This is a genomic window from Streptomyces celluloflavus (genome assembly GCA_000720995.1).
Lineage (GTDB): Bacteria > Actinomycetota > Actinomycetes > Streptomycetales > Streptomycetaceae > Streptomyces > Streptomyces celluloflavus.
Window position 1 is genome coordinate 23,871 of the sequence record JOEL01000004.1, and the last position, 21,772, is coordinate 45,642.

The window sequence follows — 21,772 nt, forward strand, 5'->3', positions numbered from 1 at the left end:
CGATCAGGAACGCCATGACACGCCTCGGCGAATCCGTCGCCCGCGCCACCACGCTGCTCTCCGCCGACCTCTCCGCGGACACCACCGTCCAGGAGCTGCTCCAGGAGACGGGCGCCCGGCGCTATCTCGACCTGACGGACCTGCCCGCCAAGGAGCAGGCCGAGCTGATCGCGGCCCGTACGGTCGAGGTGCTGCCGGGCGTGGAGAAGCTCGCCGAGCGGATCGAGGAGCGCCGGGCGGCGGGTCGCGGTCTGCACATCAAGCTGGGCATCGACCCGACGGCGACCGATGTGCACCTGGGGCACGCGGTGCCGCTGATCGTCCTCAGCCGGTTCCAGCGGCTGGGCCACGACGTCACGCTGATCATCGGTGACTTCACCGCCAAGATCGGCGACCCGTCGGGCCGTACGGCCGAGCGCCCGCCGCTGACCGACGACGACATCGCACGCAACCTCGCCACCTACCGCGAACAGGTGCGGCCCTTCTTCGACTTCGAGAAGGTCAGCTTCCGGCAGAACAGCGAGTGGCTGGCGCCGTACACCTTCCCCGAGCTGCTCGCGCTGCTCTCCCAGGTGCCGGCCTCGCAGCTGCTCCAGCGCGAGGACTTCCGCAACCGGCTGGCCGCCGGTTCCGGTCTGACCATGACGGAGCTGCTGTACCCCGTCGCCCAGGGGCTGGACTCGGTGGCGCTGGCGTGCGATGTGGAGCTGGGCGGCTCGGACCAGCTGCTCAACCTCCAGATGGGCCGCAAGCTGATGGAGCTGCGCGGTCAGCAGCCGCAGCTGGTGGTGACCATGCCGCTGATCGAGGGCACGGACGGCACCGGCGCCAAGATGTCCAAGTCCAAGGGCAACTACGTCGGGCTCAGCGCGCCCGCCGACGATGTCTTCGGCAAGATCATGTCGGTCCCCGACCGGCTGATGGAGCCGTACCTCAAGGCGTGGACGGAGTGGACGGACGAGGAGATCGCGCTCGTCCTGGGCCGCGTCACGGACCGCTCGCTGCACCCGATGGACCTCAAGAAGATCCTCGCGGGCGAGGTCGTGGCCGCGCTGTACGGGCTGGACGCGGCGATGGCGGCGCGGGCCGGATTCACCGCCCAGTTCTCCAAGAAGTCCTTCGCCGATGTCGAGTCGCTGCCGGTCGTCGATGTCGCCGCGCACGGCGCGGAGACGGTGGCCGCGGTCCTGACGAAGGTGCTGGAGTTCACCCCGAGCGCGTCGGCCGCGCGACGGCTGGCCAAGCAGAACGCGCTGCGGCTGGTCGTGGAGGGTGCGGACGGGCAGCGGACGATGGTGCTCGCGGAGGCCGAGTCGGTACGGCCGCTGGCCGAGGTGCTGGCCGAGAAGCTGGCCGGTGCGCCGGGCACCGCCTACCTCAAGGCCGGGCGCAAGCTCGCCCAGCTCGACGGCCGCCAGGACGTCTGACACCTGGCTCCCGTACGGCGGCGGCCGGTGCGCGTCCGACGCGCACCGGCCGCCGCCGTGTGCTGTGGGGCAGGTGGGCCGTGCGGGTGTGCCCGCGCTCTCAGGCGGCGTGTCCCTTCTTGCCGCGGAGCACCGCCCAGAGCCGGTCGCCGACGCCGACGATGACGATCGCACCGACCAGTTGCAGCAGATGCCTGGTCCAGTCGACGCCCTTGGTGTCGTTCACCCCGATGCCGGTGGCCAGCCAGTTGCCGAGGACGCTGCCCAGCATGCCGAAGATCACGGTCAGCCAGAGCGGGATCTGCTGCTTGCCCGGGAGGATGGCCTTCGCGATCAGGCCGAGGATCAGGCCCACGATGACGGCCCACAACCAGTTCATGTCGCCTCCTCGTGCGGGGCGGTGCGGGGAACCGTGCCCCGTCAGTGTCGCTCCGCACCGGGTACGGCGCACGCCGGAGCGGGTCGTCCACCGGGTGTCCGGCCGGACCCGGTCGTCCGGTGGCACGCCCCGGTCTCGAACGCGGCGCAGCCGCGGCGTACCGTGGGAAGTGTCCGGAACCGGGGAGAATCCGGCACGACTGACCAGGTGGTGGAACGTGATGCGGAAGCAGCGCAGCACCGGGGCCTTCCAGATCACGGGAGCGCGTACGGGGCTGTCCGAGGATGTGCGGGGCCGGCAGCGCCGCTACGTGATCTCGATGGCGGTGCGGACGGTGGCGGTGGTGCTCTCCGTCGTGCTGTGGAACGTCGAGCGGCCCATCGCCATCGCGGCGCTGGTGCTGGGCCTCGGTCTTCCCTATATCGCGGTCGTCATCGCCAACGCGGGCCGGGAGAACGTCCCTTCGTTCCCCTCGACCTTCGTGGCGGCGCCGACCCGGCCGGAGCTGCCGGCGGGTGGCCCGGACGACCGGGCCGAATCCGGGGTGAAGCCCGCGGAGGCGGGCACCGCGGACCCGGGGCGCGACCGCGGCTGAGCCGCGCGCGGCCTCGAAGGCTCAAGAAAAGCTCAGATCAATCATGTGGTTCCGGTGCACCAGTCACCATCCCCCATGACATACTGCGTACGCGCTCCGCATCCCCCGTCGGAGCGACGGACCGACGCCGGGCGGCTCCCCCCGTGGCTGCCCGGCGTCGTCATGTCCGCGGTCGCCGCGGACGTAGGGTTGAGGCTGTGAACTCCCCGAATCCCCCGAACTCCCCCGAGAGCGCCGTCATCTGCTCCGCCAAGGGCTGCCGTGCGGCCGCGGTGTGGGTGCTGGCCTGGAACAACCCGAAGCTGCACACTCCGGACCGCCGCAAGACCTGGCTGGCCTGCGAGGAGCACCGGGAGCATCTGTCGCAATTCCTCGGGATGCGCGGCTTCTTGAAGGATGTGGTGACGCTGGCGGAGTGGGAGGCGTCGGCCGCCGACCGCTGAGCGGAGCAGTTCAGCCGCCGATCGCGGACATCGGACGCTCGGGCTGGAGGAAGGCCGGATCGTCCAGCCCGGATCCCGCCTTCTTGCCCCACATCGCGAGCTTCCAGCGGCGGGCGATCTCCGCGTCCGGTGCGTCCGAGCGCAGGGCGGCCCGCAGGTCCGTCTCCTCGGTGGCGAACAGGCAGGTACGGATCTGGCCGTCGGCGGTGAGGCGGGTGCGGTCGCAGGCCCGGCAGAACGGGCGGGTGACGGAGGCGATGACGCCGACGCGGTGCGGGCCGCCGTCGACGATCCAGCGTTCGGCGGGTGCGGAGCCGCGTTCGGCCGAGTCCTCGGGGGTCAGCGTGAAGCGGGTCCGCAGCGAGGCGAGGATGTCACCGGCGGTGACCATGCCGTCCCGCTGCCAGCCGTGCTGGGCGTCCAGCGGCATCTGCTCGATGAAGCGGAGTTCGTAGTCGTTCTCTACCGCCCAGGCGAGGAGGTCGGGGGCCTCGTCGTCGTTGAGGCCCGGCATCAGGACGGTGTTGACCTTGACCGGGGTCAGACCGGCGGCGCGGGCCGCCGCCAGGCCGCGCAGCACATCGGCGTGGCGCTTGCGGCGGGTCAGGGTCTGGAAGACGTCCGGCCGCAGGGTGTCCAGGGAGACGTTGACGCGGTCCAGGCCGGCGGCGCGCAGCGCGTCGGCGGTCCGTGCCAGGCCGATGCCGTTGGTGGTCAGGGAGAGCCGGGGGCGGGGGGTGAGGGCGGCGACGCGCTCGACGATGCCGGTCAGGCCGGGGCGGAGCAGCGGTTCACCGCCGGTGAAGCGGACCTCTTCGATGCCCAGGTCGGTCACCGCGATGCGGACGAGCCGGACGATCTCGTCGTCGCTGAGCAGATCCGGTTTGGCGAGCCATTGCAGGCCCTCTTCCGGCATGCAGTAGGTGCAGCGGAGATTGCACCGGTCGGTCAGCGAGACGCGCAGGTCGGTGGCAACGCGACCATAGGTGTCGATGAGCACAGGGCCCCCTCCGCCGGAATGACTGATCAGTACCCTTCGAGCCTACGCGATGGGCCGGACGGCGAGCGGGCCGAAGAAGCACGGGGTGAGCCGGGGTGCCGTCATGGCGGGCTACGACGGCACCCCGGCCCCGGGCGGCGGGGCGGCTCAGTGCGCGCCGGTCCCGGTGAGCGAGCGGACCTCCAGTTCGGCGTACTTCGCGGCGTCCGGCTCCTCCTTGGACAGCAGGGATCCCAGCCAGCCGAGCAGGAAGCCGAGCGGGATGGAGATCAGTCCCGGGTTCTCCAGCGGGAAGACGGCGAAGTCCGCGCCGGGGAACATCGAGGTCTCCTTGCCGGAGACGACCGGTGAGAAGAGGACCAGCAGGACGGAGGAGATGAGCCCGCCGTAGATGGACCACAGGGCGCCGGGGGTGGTGAACCGCTTCCAGAAGAGGCTGTAGAGGAGCGTCGGAAGGTTGGCGGAGGCGGCGACCGCGAAGGCGAGCGCGACCAGGCCCGCGACGTTCAGGCCGCGGGCGAAGACACCGAGGACGATGGCGACGGCGCCGATGCCGACGGTCGCCCAGCGGGCCGCCCGGACCTCCTCCTTCTCGGTGGCCGCGCCCTTGCGGAGGACGTTGACGTACAGGTCGTGGGCGAAGGACGAGGACGAGGCCAGGGTGAGTCCGGCGACCACCGCGAGGATGGTGGCGAAGGCCACGGCCGAGATGACGGCGAGCAGGATCGCGCCGCCGGTGGAGCCCGCACCGCCGCCGATCTCCTGGGCGAGCAGCGGGGCCGCGGTGTTGCCGGCCTTGTTGGAGGCGGTGATCGTCCCGGGCGCGATGAGGGCGGCGGCGCCGAAGCCGAGCGCGATGGTCATCAGGTAGAAGACGCCGATGATGCCGATCGCCCAGTTCACGGACTTGCGGGCGGCCTTGGCCGTGGGGACCGTGTAGAAGCGGATGAGGATGTGCGGCAGGCCGGCGGTGCCCAGGACGAGGGCGATGCCCAGTGAGATGAAGTCGATCTTCGAGGTGGCGGTGGCGCCGTACTTCAGACCGGGCTCCAGGAAGGCGGCGCCCTTGCCGCTGTTCTCGGCGGCGGCGCCGAGCAGCGCGGAGATGTTGAAGTGGAACTTGAGCATCACCAGGAACGTGATCAGCAGGGTGCCGGCGATCAGCAGCACCGCCTTGACCATCTGGACCCAGGTCGTCCCCTTCATACCGCCGATGGTGACGTACAGGATCATCACGATGCCGACGAGGACGACGACCAGGATCTTGCCCGTCTCGCTGGTGATGCCGAGGAGCAGGGTGACCAGGGCGCCCGCGCCGGCCATCTGGGCGAGCAGGTAGAAGATCGAGACGACGATGGTGGAGATGCCCGCGGCGGTGCGGACCGGGCGCCGGCGCATCCGGTAGGCGAGGACGTCGCCCATGGTGAACCGGCCCGAGTTGCGCAGCGGTTCGGCGACCAGCAGCAGCGCGACGAGCCAGGCGACGAGGAAGCCGATGGAGTAGAGGAAGCCGTCGTAGCCGAAGAGCGCGATGGCTCCGGCGATGCCGAGGAAGGACGCGGCGGACATGTAGTCGCCGGAGATGGCCAGGCCGTTCTGGAAGCCGCTGAACTGCCGGCCCCCGGCGTAGAAGTCCTCCGCTCCCCGGGTCTGCCGGCCGGCCCATACGGTGATGCCGAGGGTGACGGCGACGAAGGCCGCGAAGAGCGTGATGATCAGGGTGCGGTGCTCGCCCGCGCCGCCGGCCGCGAGCTGGAGGGCGAGGGACTGCCGTACGGGGTTCATGCGTCGCCCTCCAGGCGGGACTTGATGGCCTCGGCCTTGGGGTCGAGCCGGGTGGCGGCGTGGCGCGCGTACCACCAGGCGATGAGGAAGGTCGTGACGAACTGGGCGATGCCGAGCAGGAAGGCGACGTTGACGTGGCCGAAGACCTGGACGGCCAGGAACCCGCCGGCGTAGCTCGACAGCAGGACGTACCCGAGGTACCAGAGGACGAACGCGACGGTGAGCGGGAAGGCGAACGAGCGGTGGGAGCGGCGCAGTTCGGCGAATTCCGGACTCGACTGGGCCGCGGCGTAGTCGGGCGGACCGGGCGGACCGGGATCTGTGGACGGCTCGGGCAGTCCCGGGTCGGCGGGCGGTGCGGTGCTCACGGGGTCTCCTGAGGGGTGGCGGCCGGCGGCGAGCCCGCCGGTAAAGCTCGGGTAAGTGACGTGGATCACGCATCGTAGGGCCGGCGGAACCGCTGCGACAGGGGTCGGTTGGCTGAATTCCGGGGCGGGCCGGGGAGCACCCGGGGAACCCGCGCCCGCGGCGCCCCGGCCGCCGGCGGAGCTGCCGCAGTCCATGCCAATTCGCCGTCTCTGAAGGGTTTTCTCCCCAATCCATTGATGTTCGCCGGTGATCGCCGATAACTTCACCTGTCATGCAGCCGCCCGTGCGCGACCCGCGCACGGGCGGCCTCACGGATGAGGTGGAGTACCCATGGCACATCTCCGATCCAGACGGGTGCGGGCGCTGGCCGTACCGCTCGGACTGGCGCTGACCGCTTCCCTCGGCTTCCTCCCGAACGCGGCCACCGCCGCGACCCCGGAGGCCACCGCGGTGACGGCCGACGGCCCGCTGCTCTCGTACGTCGTGAACACCACGCCCGGTCACGCCACGGTCGGCAAGGTGAAGAAGGCGATCGCCAGGGCCGGGGGGAAGGTGATCACCGCCCATGAGCAGATAGGCGTGATCGTCGTCCATTCGGCCAACCCCGGCTTCGCGGCCGCCGTCCGGACCGTGCACGGCGTGCAGTCGGCGGGCGCCACCCGCACCGCGCCGATGAAGGCGACGGGCACCACCGACATCGGCAAACCGCAGAAGGTCGAGCTGCCCAAGGCCCAGCTCAAGGCGGCCGGCGCGGCCGCCGCGGCGAACGGCAAGGAGCCGCTGGAGCCCCTCCAGTGGGACATCGCCGCGATCAAGGCCGACAAGGCCGCGAAGGTGAACCCCGGCAGCCGGAACGTCACCGTCGCCGTCATCGACACCGGCGTGGACGACACCCACCCGGACCTGCGGCCGAACTTCTCGGCCAAGCAGTCCGCCAACTGCGTGGGCGGGGTGGCCGATACGTCCAAGGGTGCCTGGCGCCCCTACGACCCGGAGACCGACTACCACGGCACGCATGTCGCGGGCACCATCGCCGCGGCCCGCAACGGCGTCGGCGTGGCGGGTGTCGCCCCGGGCGTGAAGTTCTCCGCCATCAAGGTCAGTGAGCCCAAGACGCGCATGTTCTACGCCGAGAGCGTCGTCTGCGCCTTCGTCTTCGCGGCCGACCACGGTGTGCAGGTCACCAACAACAGCTACTACGTCGATCCCTGGATGTTCAACTGCAAGGATGACGCCGACCAGGCCGCCATCCTGGACGCCGTCGGCCGGGCCGCGAAGTACGCCCAGCGCAAGGGCGCGGTCAACGTCGCCGCGGCGGGCAACTCCAACCTCGACCTGGGCGCCGACAAGGTCGTCGACACCGGCAGCCCCAACGACTCCACCCCCGTCACCCGCTCCGTCAGCCCGAAGACCTGCTGGGACGTGCCCACCCAGGTGCCGGGCACGGTGACGGTCGCGGCGACCGGTTCGCACCAGCTCAAGTCGGGCTACTCGAACTACGGTCTGGGCCAGATCGATGTGGCCGCGCCGGGCGGTGACTCGGCGCAGGTGCCCGAGCTGCCCGCCAAGAACGGCAACATCCTCTCCACGATGCCGGGCGGCGACTGGGCCTACCTGGCCGGCACGTCGATGGCGTCGCCGCATGTCGCGGGCGTCGCGGCGCTGCTCAAGAGCGTCCACCCGAAGGCCGGTCCGCAGGAGATCCAGTGGCTGCTCAAGCAGCAGGCGGACAACCCGGGCTGCCCCACGGGCACCGCGAGCTGCACCGGCACGAAGCATGTCAACAGCCACTTCGGCTACGGCATCGTCAACGCGCTGAACGCGGTACGGAAGTAACTCCCCCGCCGGGCCGGACGGTTCGCGGTCCGGCCCGGTCCGGGCTCCGGCCCGGTCCGGTCCGGTCCGCCGGAGCGTCGGCCCTCGTCGCGGGCTCAGGTGGGCGGCGAGCGCGGTCCGCGCCGGACAGCCTTACCGGCGGCCACCTCGGACGGCGACGGCGACAGGTGGCCGGCTCAGACGGCCGTACCCGCCTCGCCGTACACCGGCGCCGGACGGGAGGGGACCGGGGGCCGGGGACCGGTCGCGGCGGACCGCAGGATGCCGACGGCCAGCGCGGACTGGGCCGCGGTGTAGGTGAGCATGACCCAGAACTGCGGGACGGGAAGCTGGGGCCAGTCGGCGATCCCGGTCGCGAGCAGGGTGTCCGAGAGCAGGAAGAGCAGCCCGCCGAGCGCGGCCCACGGCCCGGCCCGGAGCGCGCCGAAGGCCATCGCGGTGAGCAGCAGGCTGTACCCCGCCACCGGGATGCGCAGCCCGTGCGGCAGGTCCGGCCAGAGCAGCGCGACGGTGGCGGTCAGCGCGACGGCGTACGCCACGGCGGCCGCGGCCGTACGGGACCGCCGGCCGGCCGCGGGCGAACCGCGCCGGGCCAGGGCGGCGGAGGCGGGCGCCCCGCGCCGGACGAAGTGCGTCAGATAGCAGACGTGTCCGGCGGCGAAGGAGCCCATGCCCACCAGGAAGGCGGTGTCGCCGTCGAGTTGGAGGAAGGTGTCGCCGCCGCAGCCGAACAGCAGCCCGGCCGCGGGCAGCGGGGGGCCGCCGCGGACGAGGAGGTATCCGGCGAGCAGCGGCATCAGCGCGGGCTTGGTGAGGTGGACGGCGGCGTCGGCCACGGCGCCGGGCCCGCCCGCCGTCCCGGCGCCCGCGCGGACCAGGAGGGCGACGAGATGGGCGACGGCCACGACGGCGCACACGACGAGCAGCGCCCGCGCGGCGCGCGCCCGCGGCTGTGGTGCGCTCATGCGGCCCGCTCCCCCGCGCCGGCCCGCTTCCCCGCGCGCCCGGCGGTCGCCCGCGGCGCGCCCCGGGAACGTCCCCCGCCGCGCCCGGAGCTGTCGCCGGCCGCCGCGAGGGCGCCGGCACCCTCCGGCGGTCCGCCCGCCGCCGGCTGCCAGCCCGGTCCGCGGAACACCCGTCCGGCACGCTCGCGCCAGCTCCCCGCGGCCCGCAGGTCGCGCGCGATGGCGGCGTACTCGTGGGTGGCCACCCGGAGCGGGTTGAAGGTGTCGATGTTCTTGGTGAGGCCGTAGACCGGCCGTTCGGTCTCCGGCACGAACGAGCCGAACATCCGGTCCCAGACGATCAGGATGCCGCCGAAGTTGCGGTCCAGGTAGCCGCCCTGCGAGGCGTGGTGGACGCGGTGGTGGGAGGGCGTGTTGAGGACGGCCTCGAAGGGCCTGGGCAGCTTGCCGATCCGCTCGGTGTGCACCCAGAACTGGTAGACGAGGTTCGCCGACGAGCAGAACGCGACGGCCGCCGGATGCACCCCGAGCGCGATCATCGGCAGATAGAACGGCCAGACGGTCCAGGTGGTCCACGGCTGGCGCAGCGCGGTGGTGAGGTTGAACTTCCGGCTGGAGTGGTGCACCACATGGCAGGCCCACAGGATGCGGATGACGTGGTGCCCGCGGTGCGACCAGTAGTAGAAGAAGTCCTGCGCGAGCAGCATCAGCGGCACCGTCCACCACAGCACGGGGATGCGCAGCGGGGTGAGTGCGTAGAGCGCGGTGTAGATCACCACGATGGGTATCTTCCACAGCGCGTCGAAGACGAGGCTGCCGATCCCCATGCCGACGCTGGTGGCCGCGTCCCGGGCGTCGTAGCCCGCCGCGTCCTCGTCCGGATGCAGGCGGCAGCTCACCATCTCCACCACCGTGAGCAGGACAAAGGCGGGTACGGACCACAGGACGACATCGGGCAGATGCGGCATGCCCGCACCATAAATGCGGTAACAGGGGCGCCGCTAGAGGTTGTTACCGAGAAGTATGTGAGACGCGCCGTCAGCTGTGTGGTGCGGTGCGGAGGCCGGCGGGGGCGGTTCGGCGGCGGCCCCGGCCCGCGGCCCGGCGGGGGCTGCGGTGCCCGGCGTCCGACGGCGGTTCGGTGGCTGTCAGTGGCGGCCCGTATCCTCATTGACCATGCTCGAAGACCGTATGGCAGCAGCCCCCTCGATCACGCCGAAGATCGGGCAGCAGCCGGGCCCGCAGACACCGCCGGCTCCCTGGCCCGCCGCGTATCCCCAGGGGTACGCGGTGGTCGACGTGGAGACCACCGGCCTGGCCCGCGACGACCGGATCATCTCCGCCGCCGTGTACCAACTCGACGCACACGGCGAGGTCCAGGACCACTGGTACACCCTCGTCAACCCGCAGCGCGATCCCGGCCCGGTCTGGATCCACGGCCTCACCAGCGCGGTGCTGGCCGACGCCCCGCTCTTCCCGGAGATCGTCCCGCAGCTCTCGGAGCGCCTCGCGGACCGCGTGCTGGTCGCGCACAACGCGATGTTCGACTGGTCGATGATCTCCCGCGAGTACGCCCGCGCCCACGCCACCGCCCCGGTGCACCAGCGGCTGTGCACGATCGCGCTCTCCAAGGAGCTGCGGCTGCCGCTGCCCAACCACAAGCTGGAGTCCCTCGCGGCCCATTACGGCGTCGTGCAGGAGCACGCCCACCACGCCCTGGACGACGCCCGGGTGCTGGCCGAGGCGTTCCGCCCCAGCCTGCGGCGGGCCGCCCAGGAGAATCTGCGGCTGCCGCTGCTGGGCTGCCAGCCGCTGACGGAGTGGTCGGACTCCCCCGCGCCCCGGCAGCACCGGTCCGCGCCGGCGTACCGCCCCACCTCCTGGCGGCCGGCCCGCAAGCGCCCCGCGTGCCCGTACCCCAACCCGGGGCGCTACGAGACCGGCGGGCGCCTCGTCCAGGGGATGCGGGTCGCCTTCTCGGGTGACACCTCGGTGGACCGCGAGCTGCTGGAGGACCGGGCGATCGAGGCCGGGCTGCACATCGCCACCAGCGTCTCCCGGCTGACCAGCCTGCTGGTGACCAACGACCCCGACGCGCGGACCTCCAAGACCGCCAAGGCGGCGTCGTTCGGCACGGTCGTGATCGACGAGGCGGCCTTCATGCAGCTGCTGCGGGACGTGGTCCCCGCGGACCAGGCGCCTGCTTCCGGGTGAAGCACGCCCAACACGCGCGCCGGGGCCGCGCCCCGCACCCGGCCCGCCCGCACCCTGTGGCGCATGGCACGTTGTGAGGTCTGCGGAAACGACTACGGCATGACGTTCGAGGTGCACGCACAGGGCGCGATTCACGTCTTCGACTGCTTCTCCTGCGCGATCCACCGCATGGCGCCGATCTGTGAGCACTGCCGGTGCCAGATCATCGGCCAGGGCGTCGAGGCCGAGGGGCAGTGGTTCTGCGGGGCGCACTGCGCCCGTTCGGAGGGGCGAACCGGCATCGTCGACCGGGTCTGAGCGCGCCGCCGCGCCGCGGGCGGTCCGGCTCTCCGGCGGACCCCGTGCTCCGGGGCCACCGCCCGCCGGGTACCGTCGAAGCCGTGTACCGCTTCCTGTTGTCCCGGCAGTGGGTGATCCTCACCCTCGTGGGACTCGTCCTGATCCCAGTCATGATCAAGCTGGGTTACTGGCAGCTCCACCGCCATGAGCACAAGGTCGCGCAGAACCAGCTCATCGCGGCGAACCTCGCCGCACGCCCGGTCCCGGTCACCGACCTGACCGCCCCCGGCCGCGCGCTGCCCCGCGACGACATGTGGCGCCGGGTCACCGCCACCGGTACGTACGACACCGCGCACGAGGTCGTCGTCCGCCGCCGCACCGCCGCCGACGAGCAGAGCATCGGCTCCTACGTCCTGACGCCGCTGCTGCTCGGCAACGGCGAAACGGTGCTGATCAACCGCGGCTGGATCCCGGCCGGCAACGATCTCACCAAGTACCCCGACGTGCCGCCCGCCCCGCGTGGCACGGTCATGGTGACCGGCCGGATGATGGCCGACGAGACCAGCGCCGAGAGCGGCATCAAGAACACCAAGGGCCTGCCGGACCGCCAGGTCATGCTGATCAGCAGCGCGGAGCAGGCGAAGCGGCTGGCCCGGCCGGTGCTCGGCGGCTATATCGAGCAGACCGGGCCCGAAGCGGCCGACGGCAAGCCCGAGCTGGTTCCCGCGCCCGACCACGACAGCATCGGCCCGCACATGGCGTACGCCATCCAGTGGTGGCTGTTCGCGGCGGCCGTGCCGGTCGGCTGGTTCATCCTGGTCCGCCGCGAGCGCCGCGACCGGGCGGCGGCCGCCGCCGAGGAGGCCGCGGCGGACGGGACCGACGCGGCGGAGCAGGCCGCCGAGGCGGTGGCACCGGCGCCCGCCGGGCCGTAGCCCGGACAGCCGCTACCACCGCGTAGCGGACCCGCCCGGCGGGAAGGGTGCGCTGAGTGCACCCACTTATCGAGGACTACGCGCTCATCGGCGATCTCCAGACCGCCGCACTCGTCTGCCGCGACGGCTCCATCGACTGGCTGTGTCTGCCCCGCTTCGACTCCGGCGCCTGCTTCGCCGCCCTCCTCGGCAGCCGGGACAACGGCCACTGGCAGCTGGCGCCGACATCCTTGATCGCCCGCCCGGAGCGCTCCTACCGCGGCGATTCGCTCGTCCTGGACACCGTCTGGCAGACCCCCACCGGCACCGTCAAGGTCACCGACTTCATGCCGCAGCGCGACCGCGCGCCCGAGATCGTCCGGATCGCCGAGGGGATCAGCGGCAGCGTCGAGATGCGCGGTGTGCTGCGGCTGCGGTTCGACTACGGGCGGGTGGTGCCCTGGATGCGGCACTCCAAGGGCTGCCGGGTCGCGGTCGCCGGCCCCGATTCGGTGTGGCTGCGCACCCCACCCCAAGTCACCACGTACGGAAAGGACTTCAGCACCCGCTCGGACTTCACCCTCACCGAGGGCGAGCGGGCCGCCTTCGTCCTGACCTGGCACCCTTCGCACAAGCCCCGCCCGCCCGCCACCGACCCGTTCGAGGCCCTCGACTGCACTCTGGACGACTGGCGCGAATGGTCCGCGCGGTGCCGCTACGACGGTCCGCACCGCGGCGCCGTGATCCGTTCGCTGATCACCCTCAAGGCCCTCACCTACGCGCCCACCGGCGGCATCGTCGCGGCCCCCACCACCTCGCTGCCCGAGGAGCTGGGCGGCGTCCGCAACTGGGACTACCGCTACTGCTGGCTGCGCGACGCCAGCCTCACCCTGAATTCCCTGCTCTCCGCCGGCTACCTGGAGGAGGCCGGCGCCTGGCGGGACTGGCTGCTGCGCGCGGTGGCCGGCGCCCCCGACGACCTCCAGATCATGTACGGGCTGTCGGGCGAGCGGCGGCTGCCCGAGGCGGAGCTGCCGTGGCTGTCCGGCTACGCCGATTCCGTCCCCGTACGGATCGGCAACGCCGCCGTCGACCAGCGCCAGCTCGACGTCTACGGCGAGGTGCTGGACTCCTTCCACATCGCGCGCACGGCGGGGCTGCCGTCGGAGCCGCACGCCTGGAACATCCAGCGCTCGCTGGTGAACTACCTGGAGTCCACCTGGCGCGATCCGGACGAGGGGCTGTGGGAGATCCGCGGGCCGCGCCGGCACTTCGTGCACTCCAAGGTCATGGCCTGGGTCGCCGCCGACCGCGCGGTCCGCGCACTGGAGGCGTATCCGAAGGCCCGCGGGGACATCGACCGCTGGCGGGCGATGCGCGACGACATCCACCGCGAGGTCTGCGAACGCGGCTACGACGCCGCGCGCGGCACCTTTACCCAGTCCTACGGCTCCACCGACCTGGACGCCGCGACCCTGGTGATCCCCCGGGTCGGTTTCCTGCCGGGTGACGACCCGCGGGTCGTCTCGACCGTCGACACGGTCCGCCGGGAGCTGTCCCACGACGGGCTGGTGCGCCGCTACAGCACCGAGGGCGGCTCCATCGACGGGCTGCCGGGCGGCGAGGGCACGTTCCTGGTCTGCTCGTTCTGGCTCGCCGACGCCCTGCACCTGACCGGCCGCCCCAAAGAGGCCCGCGCACTGTTCAAGCGGCTGCTCGCGCTCCGCAACGACGTGGGACTGCTCTCCGAGGAGTACGACCCGGCCGCCCGGCGCCAACTGGGCAACTTCCCGCAGGCATTCAGCCATATCGGTCTGGTCGGGACCGCCCTCGCGCTGTTCGGCGACGCGGAGGCAGACTAGGGCCATGGATCTTGGACTCAGGGACCGGACGTACCTCCTCACCGGCGCGACCCGCGGCCTCGGCTTCGCCACCGCCCGCGAACTGGTCGCCGACGGCGCCAACGTCGTGCTCACCGGACGCACCGAGCAGAGCGCGCTCGCGGCCGCCGCCACACTGGGCGAGCGCGCCCTCGGGGTGGCGGCCGACAACGCCGACCCGGACGCCGCCGCGCGGCTGATCGCGACCGCCCGCGAGCGGTTCGGCCGCTTCGACGGCGTGCTGATCAGCGTGGGCGGTCCGGCGCCCGGCTCGGCCGCCGACAACACCGACGAACAGTGGCGGTCGGCCTTCGAGTCGGTCTTCCTCGGCGCGGTACGGCTGGCCCGCACGGCCGCCGCCGAACTGACCGAGGGCGGCGTGATCGGCTTCGTGCTCTCCCTCTCGGTCCACGAGCCGATCGCCGGGCTGACCATCTCCAACGGCCTGCGCCCGGGGCTCGCCGGCTTCGCGAAGTCGCTGTCCGACGAGGTGGGCCCGCGCGGTATCCGTGTCGTCGGCCTACTGCCCGGCCGGATCGCCACCGACCGGATGGCCCAGCTCGACGCCCTGTCGGGCGATCCGGAGCGCTCCCGGGCCCGCAACACGGCGACGATCGCGCTGGCCCGCTACGGCGAGCCGGCGGAGTTCGGCCGAACCGCGGCGTTCCTGCTGTCGCCGGCCGCGTCGTACCTCACCGGGGTGATGGTGCCGGTGGACGGCGGCGCCGGGCACGGGTTCTGACACGCCGCCGGGCGGGCGCGCCGGGCGGGGCCGCCCGGCGCGGTGGCCTGGGGGCTTCTGGCGGATCTCCGTGGCGGAAGGAGCGGTGCTGGTGCGTGCGATCGCAAGGCGCCGGGATGTCTTCATGACGGAGCTACGGGGGCACTTCGGCAACGCCGCGTGGGGACACCTCCCGGCGGAAGCCGGGGGAGGGCGCGCAGGGCACCGCGACGCCGCGGAGATCCGCCGGAAGCCCGCTAGCTGACCCGTTCCGCCCGGTGCCCCCGGGCGCGCAGCCGGACGTGCGCCGGTAGCCGGTCGAGCCCCGCCGAACGGCGCGCCCGCGCCACCGCCTCGCCGGACAGGCGCAGCACGACGGTGCCCGGATCGGCGTGCGGGGCGAGCAGCAGGACGGCCCGCAGCCGCGGCGCCGTCCGGCGGCCGGTCAGCACCACCCCGGCCCGGTCGACGCCCTCCAGCGCCACCGTCTCGGCCGCGAGGACGTCCTCCAGCGCCCGGCCGCGGACCACGGCGCCCTCGCCGTCGCCGCTGTCGACCAGGACCTCGGGCAGCCGGTGCCTGCGGAACTGGGCCAGCAGCCACCACAGCAGGAGCAGCACGAGCACGGCGAGCGCGGCGATCACCGCCGGCCACCACCAGCCGCTGTCCGTCCAGCGGGTGCGGGTGCGCGCGGGGACCAGGACGTCGCCGGGCGCGGTCCAGGGCCAGCCGCCGGGCAGTCCGAGATGCCAGGCCGCGGGCAGGCCCAGCCCGCCCAGCAGCACCGCGCCGCCGGTCCCCAGCAGCACCGCGCCGGTCAGGCCGAGCAGTATCCGGTTGGCGGTGCCGCGGACCTCGCGCATCGCGCTCACCTCTTCGTCGGGCGCCGGACGTGTACGGACAGGCCCAGCCGGTGCGCCAGCCCCAGCTGCCGCAGTCCCTCGCCGAGCACCGCGTCGAGATCGCCGCGGACCTCCGCCAGCTCCCGGAAGTGGGCGACGGCCCGTGCCCTGGCCCTGCGGCGGCCGACGGACACCCGTACGGACCGGACCCCGGAGACCTCCATGGCGCGGTCGCGCAGCACCAGTGCGGCGGCCGTCCGGTCGAGTCCGGCCCGGATGTCCGGGGCGGTGCGCCGCATCGGCAGTACCCCGCGCAGCCCGGGGGTGACGGCCAGCACGATCAGCCACACCCCGATGAGCAGCGCGGCCGCCGCACCGCCCAGCACCCAGGGGTCGTCGAGGTGACGGGTGGCCAGTTCGTGGGCGAGCCGCCGGCGCCAGGCCATCGCGGGGCGGCCGGCGCGCACCGCGGCCACGTCGTAGAGCAGCAGTCCGGCCGCGCCGCAGAGCACCAGGGAGACGAGGACGGCCGGTACCCGGCGGGCCGACCAGAACCGTCCGGCCCGGCCGCCGTCCGCCGTACGGGGATCCGCCGGCCCGGACGGCGCCGGCCCGTCCGCGCCGCCGTCCGGCTTGTCGAGGGTGGGCGGCGGGCCGGTGCCCACGGGCCCGGCGGCGTCGTCGCTCATCGCACCCGTCCCCGGTCCGTGCCGTCCAGCAGCGGCGAGTGCAGCCGCTCGACCTCCACGGCGACCTCGGGCACCGTCATGTTCGCCAGCTCCGTGACCTGCTCGATGACGCGGCGGCGCACCTCACCGCACCGCGCGCCGATGTCGCAGGGGTAGCCCAGTTCCACGGTCACCCGGACCCGGGCCTCGCCGAAATCCGGCCGGCCGTCCCGGCGGTGGACGGTCACCGTCGCGTGCGCGTCCGTGGGGGCCCCTGGGGACGCCGCGCGCAGCGTCTCGCGCGCCGCCGCCGCGGCGATCTTCGCCACCACCCGGTCGGCGACGCGGGTCGCGCCCCGCTCGCCCGCCGGTACGGCGGCGACCGCGGCGGCCGGGGACACCGTGGCCATCCGCCCTCACCGCCGCCGGTCGCGGTCGCTGCCGCGCGTGCGCGAACGGAAGAAGTCGCCGGGCTCCAGGTCCCCGTCGAGGAATCTGCCCGCCACGAACCCGATGGCGCCCAGCGCCGCCACCAGGACAAAGGCCCCGAACCCGCCGAAGTACCCGGCGAAGCCCAGCGCCATACCGGCCAGAAGGCCGACCACGGCCATGCTCATCGTGCGCTCCTTCGCTACCGCTCCGGTCGGATCGCCACCGCTGCGGACGGGCCCGGTCACTGGAGCCGCGGCTCCGATTCCTCGTCCTCGTCCTCCTCGTCGGGCAGCTTGACGTCGCTGACCGCGATATTGACCTCGACGACCTCCAGGCTCGTCATCCGTTCGACGGCGGCGATGACGTTCTCCCGGACGTCCCGCGCGACATCGGCGATGGAGACGCCGTAGTCGACCACGATCTCCAGGTCCAGCGCGGTCTGCACCTCGCCGACCTCGGCCTTCACCCCGCGCGTCGCGGTGGCCGACCGGCCCCCGCCGGGCACCCGGTCGCGGACCGCGCCGAGGGTGCGGGCGAGACCGCTGCCCATGGTGTGGACGCCGGCGACATCGCGGGCCGCGAGCCCGGCGATCTTCTCGACGACACCGTCGGCGATGGTGGTCCGCCCGCGGGTCGCCGGGTCGCCGCCGCCCCGTCTGGTGCCGAGCGGCTTCCCGCCTTCCGACTCCGGTGCGCTGTCGTTCATCACCGTTCACCCTTTCCCGGGCGAGAAGCGGCCCGTCCGCCTGGTTCCCTTTGGTGGAGTTCGGCGTTGTTTTCCCGTTTATCACAGTAGGGCCGGTTCTCCTGGTCCGCCGGGAAAATGCGGCAGCGGAGTGCAGGGCGGGGTGCCGGCCGGCATCCGCCCTGCTCCGCGGGCAGATCTGCGGCAGGCTGGGGGCACGGTCCGGGAAAGGGGCGACGCGGTGACCGCGAACAAGGTGGCGCGGACGGTCCACGACGCGCTGGCGCGGACCGCCCGGCAGCAGTTCGGAACCGGCCGGATCCTGCCGCTCGGCGGACCCGCGGACGGGTCCTGGATCACCGAGCGCGCGGCCGCGGACGCCCTGCGCGCGGCGGTCGCCCTACTGGCCGGGGTACGCGTCGGCGCCCTGCGGCTGTCCGTCGCGGACCCCGGCAGCGCCCCGCGGCCGGTGGTACCGGCACCGCCGAGCGCGCTCCCGCCGGGCCCGCTGCGCATCACGGCGGACTTCGCGGCGACCGCCGACCGCCCGCTGCCCGCCACCGCCGCCCGGCTCCGCACGGCGCTGCTGGACGCGGCGGAGCGGGAGCTGGGGCTGCTGGTGGCCGCGGTGGATCTACGGGCCGACGGACTCCTGGAGCCGGACGAGCCGCACGAGCCGCACGAGCCGCACGAGCCGCACGGACCGGACGAGGCCGGCCGAGCCGGACAGACGGAAGCAGCCGGACCAGCGGCGCCCGCGACGACAGCGGCTCCCCCGGACACCGCGGACACTCCGGGCCCCGCGGCGGACGGCCGGACGGGCGCGACGCGGGAGGGGCCGCACGAGCCGCACGGACCGGACGAGGCCAGCCGGGCCGGACAGACGGAAGCAGCCGGACCGGCGGCGCCCGGGACGACAGCGGCTCCCCCGGACACCGCGGACACCCCGGGCCCCGCGGCGGACGCCCGGACGGGCGCGACGCGGGAGGGGCCGGACGCGTTGGCCGCCGCGGCGCTGGCCGTCCCCGGTGTGGCCCGCCTCGCAGCGGCGCTCGGCGCACCGTCCCGTCCGGTCCGGCTCGCCGACGGGCATGCGCTGCTGCAGCTGGCGACCGCGGCCGGGCACCGCCCGCTGGACGTCGCCCGCGCCGTACGGGCGGCGGTGGCGGCCGTGGAGCCCGGCCCGGAGACGGTCGCCGTGCTGGTCACCGCCGTGGCGCGCGGCTGACGGCACCGAGCTGCGGCACCCGGCGGGAGAAGCCCGGCGCCGCGGCCGCGGTGCGGGAGCTACTCCCCCAGGCCCGCGAGGTCGCGCAGCCGGCGCGCCTGGGCGGCCCGCTCGGCGGTGCGCTGCTCCTCGTAGGTACGGCCCGCCGCACCGGCCAGCAGGGCCTTGGTCTCGATGACGGCGTCCCGGGGCGCGGCGGTGAGCGCGGCCGCCAGATCGGCCACCGCGCCGTCGAGTTCACCGGCGGGCACCACGAGGTTGGCCAGCCCGACCCGCTCGGCCTCCTCGGCGTGCACGAAGCGCCCGGTGGCGCAGATCTCCAGGGCGCGGGCGTAGCCGACGAGCCCGACGAGGGGATGGGTGCCGGTCAGATCGGGCACCAGGCCCAGGCTGGTCTCCCGCATGGCGAACTGCGCGTCCTGCGCGCAGACCCGCAGATCGCAGGCGAGGGCGAGCTGGAAGCCCGCACCGATGGCGTGCCCCTGCACCGCGGCGATGGACACCAGATCGGTGCGCCGCCACCAGGTGAACGCTTCCTGGTACTCGGCGATCACGGCGTCCAGTTCACTGTCCGTCCCCCGCGCCATATCGAGGAACGAGGGCTCGCCGTCGAAGCCTTCGGGCGTGAACGCCTGCCGGTCGAGGCCCGCGGAGAAGGACTTGCCCTCGCCGCGCAGCACCACGATCCGGACGTTTCCCGGCAGCAGCGAACCCGTCTCGGCCAACGCCCGCCACATGGCCGGCGACTGCGCGTTGCGCTTGGCCGCGTTGGTGAGGGTCACCGTGGCGATCGCGTCGTCCACGGTGAGCCGCACACCGTCCTTGTCGAGCAGAGTCATGAGGCGCCTCCGAGTCAGCCAGCCGCACCTGCGTGCGAAAGTGACTGAACGGTAACCTCCCGGTCGGCGGCTCGGCCGACCGGGGGGACACCGTCGCTACCCGGAAGTGCGGTCGTCAGGCCGAGGCGGCCTTCTTGCCCCTCGTTGCTCCGCCACGGCCACGCAGGACCACGCCGGATTCACTGAGCATCCGGTGGACGAACCCATAGGAGCGGCCGGTCTCATCGGCCAGCGCCCGGATGCTCGCACCGGAGTCGTACTTCTTCTTGAGGTCTGCCGCGAGCTTCTCGCGCGCGGCGCCGGTTACCCGGCTGCCCTTCTTCAGAGTCTCGGCCACCCGTGCCTCCTCGTGGGAAGTGCGCTCTGGACTCTCATGATCACCCCTCCCCGGCTTCCTGGCCACCCATTCAGCAAGGTCCGTAGGACATCCTTTGCCCTTCCGCGCGGGGTCACGGCTCCCGGAATTCCCTCCTCCACCCGGCCCTACGGACCGTCCGCGCCCCGCGCGCTCCGAAAACCGGCAGGTCAGGGGGTATGCGGCGGAAAAGGGAAAGACCGGGCCGCCGGGCCCGGTCTTTCCCTCGCAGGCTCGCCGGTGTACGAGCCACTCTCACTCAGATGATGGATCACGCGTCGGCCGAATGATCCAGACAGTCTTGATCAGGCCAGGGCCACCAGGTCCGCGTAGTCCGGACCCCAGAGGTCCTCGACGCCGTCGGGCAGCAGGATGATGCGCTCCGGCTGGAGGGCGTCCACCGCGCCTTCGTCGTGCGTCACCAGGACCACCGCGCCGGTGAAGGTGTGCAGCGCGCCGAGGATCTCCTCGCGGCTGGCCGGGTCGAGGTTGTTCGTCGGCTCGTCCAGGAGCAGCACATTGGCGGAGGAGACCACCAGCGTCGCCAGGGCGAGCCGGGTCTTCTCACCGCCGGAGAGCACCCCGGCGGGCTTGTCGACGTCGTCGCCCGAGAAGAGGAAGGAGCCCAGCGTCTTGCGGATGGCGACCAGGTCCATGTCCGGGGCGGCCGAGCGCATGTTCTCCAGGACCGTGCGGTCCGGGTCCAGCGTCTCGTGCTCCTGGGCGTAGTAGCCGAGCTTGAGGCCGTGGCCGGGACGGACCTCGCCGGTGTCCGGATCCTCGACGCCGCCGAGCAGCCGCAGCAGGGTGGTCTTGCCCGCGCCGTTGAGGCCCAGGATGACGACCCGGGAGCCCTTGTCGATGGCCAGATCGACGTCGGTGAAGATCTCCAGCGAGCCGTAGGACTTGGACAGGCCCTCGGCGGTCAGCGGCGTCTTGCCGCACGGTGCCGGGTCCGGGAAGCGCAGCTTGGCGACCTTGTCGGCGGCGCGTACCGCCTCCAGTCCGGAGAGCAGCTTGTCGGCGCGCTTGGCCATGTTCTGGGCCGCGACGGTCTTGGTCGCCTTGGCCCGCATCTTGTCGGCCTGGGTGTGGAGCTGCGCGGCCTTCTTCTCGGCGTTCGCCCGCTCGCGCTTGCGGCGCTTCTCGTCGGCCTCGCGCTGCTGCTGGTAGAGCTTCCAGCCCATGTTGTAGACGTCGATGTGCGAGCGGTTGGCGTCGAGGTAGAAGACCTTGTTGACGACGGTCTCGACCAGGTCGGCGTCGTGCGAGATGACGATGAAGCCGCCTCGGTAGGTCTTGAGGTAGTCGCGCAGCCAGACGATGGAGTCGGCGTCGAGGTGGTTGGTGGGCTCGTCGAGGAGCAGGGTGTCGGAGTCCGAGAAGAGGATCCGGGCCAGCTCGACGCGGCGCCGCTGACCGCCGGAGAGGGTGTGCAGGGGCTGGCCGAGGATGCGGTCGGGCAGTCCGAGGCTGGCGGCGATGGTCGCGGCCTCCGCCTCCGCCGCGTAACCGCCCTTGGTCAGGAACTCGGTCTCCAGGCGCTCGTACTTCTTCATCGCCTTGTCGCGGGTGGCGCCCTTGCCGTTGGCCATCCGGTCCTCGTTCTCCCGCATCTTGCGGAGCACCGAGTCCAGGTCGCGGGCGGAGAGGATGCGGTCGCGGGCCAGGACGTCCAGGTCGCCGGTGCGCGGGTCCTGCGGCAGATAGCCGATGTCGCCCGAGCGGGTGACCGTGCCGGCGGCGGGGATGCCCTCGCCCGCGAGCACCTTGGTCAGGGTGGTCTTGCCGGCGCCGTTGCGGCCGACCAGGCCGATGCGGTCGCCCTTGGCGACACGGAAGGACGCGGACTCGATGAGGATGCGGGCGCCGGCGCGCAGCTCAAGGCCGGAAGCGGTGATCACGGGGAAACTCCA

At 72.9% G+C, this 21,772-nt stretch carries 24 protein-coding genes; 10 read left to right on the plus strand and 14 right to left on the minus strand.

Annotated elements, in window-relative coordinates; translation table 11 throughout:
- Positions 1-14: 14 nt before the first annotated feature.
- The gene (tyrS, locus tag IH09_RS05220; protein WP_052854523.1) at positions 15-1,427 is read left to right on the plus strand and encodes a tyrosine--tRNA ligase; all 1,413 of its coding nucleotides are present in this window, start codon (positions 15-17) and stop codon (positions 1,425-1,427) included.
- A gap of 100 nt (positions 1,428-1,527) precedes the next feature.
- On the opposite strand, the gene IH09_RS05225 is transcribed toward tyrS, so the two are convergent.
- The gene (locus IH09_RS05225) at positions 1,528-1,806 is read right to left on the minus strand and encodes a GlsB/YeaQ/YmgE family stress response membrane protein (RefSeq protein WP_052854524.1); all 279 of its coding nucleotides are present in this window, start codon (positions 1,804-1,806) and stop codon (positions 1,528-1,530) included.
- Between the two features lie 220 nt (positions 1,807-2,026).
- Between IH09_RS05225 and IH09_RS05230 the strand changes: the two genes are divergently transcribed.
- A complete protein-coding gene (locus IH09_RS05230; protein ID WP_052854525.1) occupies positions 2,027-2,401 on the plus strand; it encodes a DUF3099 domain-containing protein in 375 nt (124 codons plus the stop codon).
- Positions 2,402-2,598: 197 nt separating this feature from the next.
- Entirely contained in the window at positions 2,599-2,844 is a 246-nt protein-coding gene (locus IH09_RS05235) for a hypothetical protein (RefSeq protein ID WP_052854526.1), read from the plus strand.
- Positions 2,845-2,854: 10 nt separating this feature from the next.
- Here the strand turns inward: IH09_RS05235 and moaA are convergent, their stop codons facing one another.
- From moaA to IH09_RS05250, 3 genes are all read right to left on the minus strand, one after another.
- Positions 2,855-3,844 (minus strand): GTP 3',8-cyclase MoaA, encoded by a 990-nt coding sequence (moaA, locus tag IH09_RS05240; protein WP_052854527.1) that lies wholly within the window; start codon positions 3,842-3,844, stop codon positions 2,855-2,857.
- Positions 3,845-3,991: 147 nt separating this feature from the next.
- A complete protein-coding gene (locus IH09_RS05245; RefSeq protein WP_052854528.1) occupies positions 3,992-5,629 on the minus strand; it encodes a solute symporter family protein in 1,638 nt (545 codons plus the stop codon).
- Positions 5,626-5,997 carry a DUF485 domain-containing protein gene (locus IH09_RS05250; protein WP_404827230.1) on the minus strand — a complete coding sequence of 124 codons (372 nt, stop codon included), beginning with the start codon at positions 5,995-5,997 and terminating at the stop codon, positions 5,626-5,628. The genes IH09_RS05245 and IH09_RS05250 overlap by 4 nt, the downstream gene beginning before the upstream one ends.
- 331 nt (positions 5,998-6,328) lie before the next feature.
- Between IH09_RS05250 and IH09_RS05255 the strand changes: the two genes are divergently transcribed.
- Positions 6,329-7,834 (plus strand): S8 family serine peptidase, encoded by a 1,506-nt coding sequence (locus IH09_RS05255; RefSeq protein WP_052854529.1) that lies wholly within the window; start codon positions 6,329-6,331, stop codon positions 7,832-7,834.
- 176 nt (positions 7,835-8,010) lie between these two features.
- Here IH09_RS05255 and IH09_RS05260 read toward each other — a convergent pair whose 3' ends face one another.
- The gene (locus IH09_RS05260; protein WP_052854530.1) at positions 8,011-8,799 is read right to left on the minus strand and encodes a lysoplasmalogenase family protein; all 789 of its coding nucleotides are present in this window, start codon (positions 8,797-8,799) and stop codon (positions 8,011-8,013) included.
- On the minus strand, positions 8,796-9,767 hold the full coding sequence (locus tag IH09_RS05265) for a sterol desaturase family protein (RefSeq protein ID WP_240151071.1): 972 nt from the start codon (positions 9,765-9,767) through the stop codon (positions 8,796-8,798). The genes IH09_RS05260 and IH09_RS05265 overlap by 4 nt, the downstream gene beginning before the upstream one ends.
- Positions 9,768-9,969: 202 nt before the next feature.
- Between IH09_RS05265 and IH09_RS05270 the strand changes: the two genes are divergently transcribed.
- The 5 genes from IH09_RS05270 to IH09_RS05290 all read left to right on the plus strand — a co-directional run bounded on the left by IH09_RS05270 (position 9,970) and on the right by IH09_RS05290 (position 14,828).
- A complete protein-coding gene (locus IH09_RS05270) occupies positions 9,970-11,013 on the plus strand; it encodes a DEDDh family exonuclease (RefSeq protein WP_404827231.1) in 1,044 nt (347 codons plus the stop codon).
- Between the two features lie 63 nt (positions 11,014-11,076).
- Positions 11,077-11,310: a hypothetical protein gene (locus tag IH09_RS05275; protein WP_052854531.1), complete on the plus strand. Its 234-nt coding sequence runs from the start codon at positions 11,077-11,079 to the stop codon at positions 11,308-11,310.
- Between the two features lie 83 nt (positions 11,311-11,393).
- Entirely contained in the window at positions 11,394-12,227 is an 834-nt protein-coding gene (locus IH09_RS05280) for an SURF1 family cytochrome oxidase biogenesis protein (protein ID WP_052855070.1), read from the plus strand.
- 56 nt (positions 12,228-12,283) lie between these two features.
- A complete protein-coding gene (locus IH09_RS05285; protein ID WP_052854532.1) occupies positions 12,284-14,068 on the plus strand; it encodes a glycoside hydrolase family 15 protein in 1,785 nt (594 codons plus the stop codon).
- 4 nt (positions 14,069-14,072) lie between these two features.
- Entirely contained in the window at positions 14,073-14,828 is a 756-nt protein-coding gene (locus IH09_RS05290; protein ID WP_052854533.1) for an SDR family oxidoreductase, read from the plus strand.
- 236 nt (positions 14,829-15,064) lie between these two features.
- On the opposite strand, the gene amaP is transcribed toward IH09_RS05290, so the two are convergent.
- From amaP to IH09_RS05315, 5 genes are read right to left on the minus strand one after another with little or no spacing between them, the layout of a single operon-like run.
- Positions 15,065-15,670 carry an alkaline shock response membrane anchor protein AmaP gene (gene amaP / locus IH09_RS05295; RefSeq protein ID WP_052854534.1) on the minus strand — a complete coding sequence of 202 codons (606 nt, stop codon included), beginning with the start codon at positions 15,668-15,670 and terminating at the stop codon, positions 15,065-15,067.
- Between the two features lie 5 nt (positions 15,671-15,675).
- The gene (locus IH09_RS05300; protein ID WP_052854535.1) at positions 15,676-16,338 is read right to left on the minus strand and encodes a DUF6286 domain-containing protein; all 663 of its coding nucleotides are present in this window, start codon (positions 16,336-16,338) and stop codon (positions 15,676-15,678) included.
- Positions 16,335-16,727 (minus strand): Asp23/Gls24 family envelope stress response protein, encoded by a 393-nt coding sequence (locus IH09_RS05305; protein WP_052854536.1) that lies wholly within the window; start codon positions 16,725-16,727, stop codon positions 16,335-16,337. Before IH09_RS05305 ends, IH09_RS05300 begins: the two co-directional genes overlap by 4 nt.
- 6 nt (positions 16,728-16,733) lie before the next feature.
- Entirely contained in the window at positions 16,734-16,934 is a 201-nt protein-coding gene (locus tag IH09_RS05310) for a hypothetical protein (protein WP_052854537.1), read from the minus strand.
- Between the two features lie 56 nt (positions 16,935-16,990).
- Entirely contained in the window at positions 16,991-17,455 is a 465-nt protein-coding gene (locus IH09_RS05315) for an Asp23/Gls24 family envelope stress response protein (RefSeq protein ID WP_052854538.1), read from the minus strand.
- A gap of 220 nt (positions 17,456-17,675) precedes the next feature.
- On the opposite strand from IH09_RS05315, the gene IH09_RS05320 reads away from it, so the two are divergent.
- Positions 17,676-18,662 carry a hypothetical protein gene (locus IH09_RS05320; RefSeq protein WP_318279391.1) on the plus strand — a complete coding sequence of 329 codons (987 nt, stop codon included), beginning with the start codon at positions 17,676-17,678 and terminating at the stop codon, positions 18,660-18,662.
- A 59-nt stretch (positions 18,663-18,721) separates the two neighbouring features.
- Here the strand turns inward: IH09_RS05320 and IH09_RS05325 are convergent, their stop codons facing one another.
- From IH09_RS05325 to IH09_RS05335, 3 genes are all read right to left on the minus strand, one after another.
- Positions 18,722-19,501, minus strand: coding sequence for an enoyl-CoA hydratase/isomerase family protein (locus IH09_RS05325; protein WP_052854539.1), 780 nt, complete (start codon positions 19,499-19,501; stop codon positions 18,722-18,724).
- 115 nt (positions 19,502-19,616) lie between these two features.
- Positions 19,617-19,838, minus strand: coding sequence for a helix-turn-helix domain-containing protein (locus tag IH09_RS05330; protein ID WP_052854540.1), 222 nt, complete (start codon positions 19,836-19,838; stop codon positions 19,617-19,619).
- A gap of 323 nt (positions 19,839-20,161) precedes the next feature.
- Positions 20,162-21,760: an ABC-F family ATP-binding cassette domain-containing protein gene (locus IH09_RS05335; RefSeq protein WP_052854541.1), complete on the minus strand. Its 1,599-nt coding sequence runs from the start codon at positions 21,758-21,760 to the stop codon at positions 20,162-20,164.
- Between the last annotated feature and the right edge of the window lie 12 nt (positions 21,761-21,772).